Source organism: Novosphingobium sp. 11B (genome assembly GCF_054589055.1).
Genome location: NZ_BAAILP010000193.1, coordinates 1 through 5,064, shown reverse-complemented (window position 1 = coordinate 5,064; position 5,064 = coordinate 1). Strand labels below are relative to the sequence as shown.

Sequence of the window (5,064 nt, the reverse complement as noted above, 5' to 3'; positions counted from 1 at the left end):
GGACCGCTGGCCGTGAACAGACCGCCTCGCGTCCGGGCGTTCTAACGCGGGCTATCGCGTCAAGTACGGCCAGCGGTCCCAGCCTTCGCTGGGATGACGATGATGTTTGAACGGTAGCGATGGGGCGATGCCCGCTGCTTGGACATTGGCCGCCAAAAAGGGCGCCGGAAACCCGGCGCCCTTCCCGATTCAGTCTGAACCGAAAGCTCAGTTCGCTGCAGGAGCCGCTGCCGGAGCAGGCGAAGCCTTGCTCTTGGCATAAGCCGACCACAGCTTGGCAACCGGCGCGCGAGTGCCGGTGACCTTGGCGAAGTTGGCTTCCGCATCGGCGTACTTGCCCTGCAAAGCCTGCGACATGCCGAGGCGCAGCGCCACCTTGTTGGCATCGACGCCCGGCATCGACGCGGCCTTGGCGTAAAGCGGCTCGGCCTTGGCGGCCTGATCGTAGCTCAGGAACACGTCCGCAGCGCCGACGACGGCAGCGGCAGTGGCCCCCGGCTTGTTGGCGTCACGCTCGGTAGCGGGCAGCGAAGCCTTGTCCGCTGCGACGCGGCCGTCGGTGTTAGCCTTGTCCGGCACGTCTCCGGCGGTCAGCTTGCCCTTGGCGATGCCGTCGGCCATGACCTTGCTCGCTTCGCCCGGGAACGCGCGCGGATCGGCGTTCTCGAGGTATTCGAAGTAGTCGCGCTTGTCGTTCATCGAACCGGTGAGGAACATCAGGCGCATCAGGTCGAGGTTCTGGTCGCGCGGCAGCGAGGCCAACTGGCGGACCACCGAGATCGCGGTGTTCCAGGTGCCCGGGTAATACTGGCCGAGCATCGCCGCATATTCGGTCGACGGGGCGAGCTGCTTGGCGGTGTAGGTCTGCTGGAGGACCGAGCGCAGCGCGGTTTCCGAAGGCGCCTGGCCCTTGGCCTGCGCGGCGGCAACATCGTCCTTGGCCATCTGCAGGGCGGCCTCGGGGTTGTTGTTGCGCTTGTAGGCATCGGCGAGGACCGCATCGAGCTGGCCCGACGAATCGACGAAGCCGCCGTCCTTCGCCGCCTTCAGGTACGTTGCCGCGCTGGCGTAGTCCTTGAGCTGGTAGGCGGTGATGCCAGCATCGTAGTTGGTCTTGCCGACTTCCTCGGCGGGCAGCTTGCCGCTGGAGAGCAACATCTTGTTGCCTTCCTGCTTGGTGGCGAGATCCTGCGAGATGATACCGAAGTTGCGCATCATCGAGCCGAGTGCGTTCTTGTCGTCGGGCGTGGTTGCGGCCGGCACGGCGGCCTGGAACGCGGCCTTGCCGTCACCGCCGACGGCGGCGTCGAAGGCGGCCTTGGCCTTGGCCATCGCGTCGGGGGTCTGCTGGCCGCCGAGAGCAGCGATCGCGGCTTCCATGGCCTTCTGCAGCGGCTGGGCGACCTTCACGAACTCGGGGGAGAACTTGCCGCCTGCGGCTTCCTTCTCCTTCTTCGCGGCCATCGCGGGGGTGGCGACCGTCAGCGCCATACCGCTCGACAGGAGGGCGGCAAGAGCGACACGGGAAACAAGGAACTTGCGAGCCATCAAGGCTACTCCTCTCAAGGACAAACGAAATCCCGCCGAAACGGGATGAAAATAAGGCGGTCGCCGGTTTGGCCGGGAATTCGGCCCTTGGCAACCATGCGAGCGAATTAGCTTTTAGCCACTGAACGCGCATTGAATGCAATTCGTCGCAGCCGTTCAGGTTCCCCGCGCGCGTGCGTTCCTTATATGTGGAAAACGGCACGCATCGCCCCTCGCCGCCCCCGGTTCCGGTGGCTTTCCCCTGGCGCATGTCCTAGTGCGGTCCATCATTCTTCTTCCGTAGCAAAAGCGATCCAACCCGCGTGAGCGACGACACCAACGATATCCAGCCCGTAGGCCCCGAGGGCGAATTCACCCGCATCGACATCGTCGACGAGATGAAGACGAGCTACCTCGACTACGCGATGAGCGTGATCGTCAGCCGCGCGCTGCCCGACGTGCGCGACGGCCTGAAGCCGGTGCACCGGCGCATCCTCTATGCCTCGCAGGAAGGCGGCTTCGTCGCCGGGCGTCCTTATCGCAAGTCGGCCAAGATCGTCGGCGACGTGATGGGCAACTACCACCCACACGGCGACAGCGCGATCTACGACGCCCTTGCGCGCATGACGCAGGACTGGTCGATGCGCGTGCCGCTGATCGACGGTCAGGGCAACTTCGGCTCGATGGACCCCGATCCGCCGGCCTCGATGCGCTACACCGAGGCGCGCCTCGCCCGCGTCGCCAACTCGCTGCTCGACGATCTCGACAAGGACACCGTCGACTTCGCGGACAACTACGACGGTTCGCGTCAGGAGCCGACGGTGCTTCCGGCGCGCTTCCCGAACATCCTCGTCAATGGCGCGGGCGGCATCGCGGTCGGCATGGCGACCAACATCCCGCCGCACAACCTGGGCGAAGTGATCGACGGCTGCTTCGCGATGATGGACAATCCGGGGATCACCTCGGAGGAACTGTTCCAGATCATCCCCGGCCCCGATTTCCCCACCGCCCCGCTGATCCTGGGCCAGCACGGCGCCCGGCTCGCCGCCACCACCGGGCGCGGCTCGATCATCCAGCGCTGCCGCAGCCACGTCGAGGAAGGGCGCGGCAGCCGCAAGGATTCGCGCTCGATCGTCCTCACCTCGATCCCCTACCAGGTCGGCAAGTCCAATCTGGTCGAGAAGATCGCCGAGGCCGCCAAGGACAAGCGGATCGAGGGCGTCTCCGACATCCGCGACGAATCCAACCGCGAAGGCGTGCGCGTGGTCATCGACCTCAAGCGCGACGCCTCGCCGGAAGTCGTGCTCAACCAGCTGTGGCGCAGCACCCCGGCACAGTCGAATTTCGCCGCGAACATGCTGGCGATCCGCGGCGGCCGCCCCGAGATCATGGCCCTGCGCGACATCCTGCAGGCGTTCATCCAGTTCCGCGAGCAGGTCATCACCCGCCGCACCAAGTTCGAACTGAACAAGGCGCGCGACCGGGCGCACATCTTGCTCGGCCTCGTCGTCGCCGTGTCCAACATGGACGAGGTGGTGAAGATCATCCGCGGCGCCTCCAATCCGGCCGACGCCCGCGCCAAGCTGCTCGCCAAGGAATGGCCGATCGGCGACATCGCGCAGTACATCCGTCTGGTCGAGGCGATCGAGCCCGAGGCCGAAGCCGCCGACGGTATCTACCGCCTGTCCGAAGTACAGGTGAAGGCGATCCTCGACCTGCGCCTGCACCGCCTGACCGCTCTCGGCCGCGACGAGATCGGCGACGAGCTGAAGCAACTCGCGATCGCCATCGAGGAATTCCTCGCCATCCTCGCCGACCGCGTGAAGCTCTACGCCGTCATGCGCGAGGAACTGCAGGCCGTGCGAGACGCCTATGCCACCCCGCGCCTGTCCGAGATCACCGCCGCCTTCGACGGCATCGACGACGAAGACCTGATCGAGCGCGAGGACATGGTCGTTACCGTGACCATGGACGGCTACATCAAGCGCACTGCCCTGTCCGCCTTCCGCGCCCAGAACCGCGGCGGCAAGGGCCGCGCCGGCATGGCCACCAAGGACGAGGATGCGGTGACGACGATGTTCGTCACTTCCACCCACAACCCGGTGCTGTTCTTCTCCACCGCAGGCAAGGTCTACCGCCTCAAGGTCTACAAGCTGCCCGAAGGCGGCCCGACCACGCGCGGACGCCCGATCGTCAACCTGCTGCCGGCGCTCGACAAGGACGAGACGATCCAGACCGTGCTCGCCCTGCCCGAGGACGAGACGGAGTGGAGCGCGCTGTCGGTCGTGTTCGCCACCGCCAAGGGCAACGTGCGCCGCAACTCCATGGATTCCTTCGCGAACATCCCCAGCAACGGCAAGTTCGCGATGCGTTTCGACGAAGGCAGCGATGATCGCCTGATCGGCGTGGCACTGCTGGAGGCCAGCGACGACGTGCTGCTCGCCACCCGCCAGGGCAAGGCGATCCGCTTCCCCGGCGACGACGTGCGCGAATTCACGAGCCGCACGTCCACCGGCGTGCGCGGCATGACGCTGAAGGGTGACGACGAGGTCATCTCGCTCTCGATCCTCCACCGCGTCGGCACCGATGCCGAAGACCGTGAGCAGTATCTGCGCTTCGCCCCGTGGAAGGGCGACAAGGAGGGCGAATCCACTCTCTCCGCAGAGCGCATGGCCGAACTGGAAGAGCGCGAGCAGTTCATCCTGACGGTCTGTGCCAACGGCTACGGTAAGCTGTCCTCGGCTTACGAGTACCGCCGCACCGGTCGCGGCGGCCAGGGCATCACCAATATCGACAACATCGGCCGCAACGGTCCGGTAGTCGCCAGCTTCCCGGCGACCCTTGCCCAGCAGCTGATGTTGGTTACCGACCAGGCCAAGTTGATCCGTCTGCCGCTCCATTCGCTGCGCGTGATCGGTCGCGGCTCGGCGGGCGTGCGCCTGTTCACCGTCTCGGCGAACGAGCACGTCGTCAGCGCGGTCCGGCTGGACGAAGAACCGGAAGTCGAGACCCCGGTAGCCGACGAGGCCGCGCCGGAGGCTCCGGAAGCCGAAGCGTGAGGGATACGGTCGCATATAAAATCCTGACCGGCGAGCAGCTTGCACGGCTGCTCGCCGACGGGACCTTTGCCGGGGCGCCAGTCGATCTGGCCGACGGTTACATCCATATGTCCACTGCCGATCAGGCGCAGGGCACGCTGGACAAGCACTTCGCCGGACAGGACGACCTGCACATCGCCGCCGTGGATCTGACCGCGCTGGGCGACACCGTGAAGTGGGAAGTCTCGCGCGGCGGCGCGCTGTTCCCGCACATCTATGCAGACTTGCCGTTGTCAGCGGTGGTCGTGCACGGCCCGGTCGAGCGCGATGCGGGCGGAGCGCTGCAGCTTCCACGCTGATCATCATCGCACCCGATCTGCCATCACGGCCGATCCGTCATCCCGGCGAAGGCCGGGATCGCTGGCAGTTCTTGAGGCGATAGCGCGCGTCAGGACGTTCTCGCGAGAGGTGGGCTTTTACGGCCAGCGATCCCGGCCTT

3 protein-coding genes are annotated in these 5,064 nt (G+C 66.0%); 2 read left to right on the top strand and 1 reads right to left on the bottom strand.

Features of this window, described 5'->3' with window-relative positions; all coding sequences use genetic code 11:
- Window positions 1-207: 207 nt before the first annotated feature.
- A complete protein-coding gene (locus tag ACYPYD_RS17595) occupies window positions 208-1,548 on the bottom strand; it encodes a hypothetical protein (RefSeq protein ID WP_459664493.1) in 1,341 nt (446 codons plus the stop codon).
- Window positions 1,549-1,850: 302 nt separating this feature from the next.
- On the opposite strand from ACYPYD_RS17595, the gene gyrA reads away from it, so the two are divergent.
- Together gyrA and ACYPYD_RS17585 are read left to right on the top strand one after the other, a co-directional pair.
- Entirely contained in the window at window positions 1,851-4,586 is a 2,736-nt protein-coding gene (gene gyrA / locus ACYPYD_RS17590) for a DNA gyrase subunit A (protein WP_008832204.1), read from the top strand.
- A complete protein-coding gene (locus tag ACYPYD_RS17585; protein ID WP_459664492.1) occupies window positions 4,583-4,924 on the top strand; it encodes a DUF952 domain-containing protein in 342 nt (113 codons plus the stop codon). Before gyrA ends, ACYPYD_RS17585 begins: the two co-directional genes overlap by 4 nt.
- Window positions 4,925-5,064: the final 140 nt, after the last annotated feature.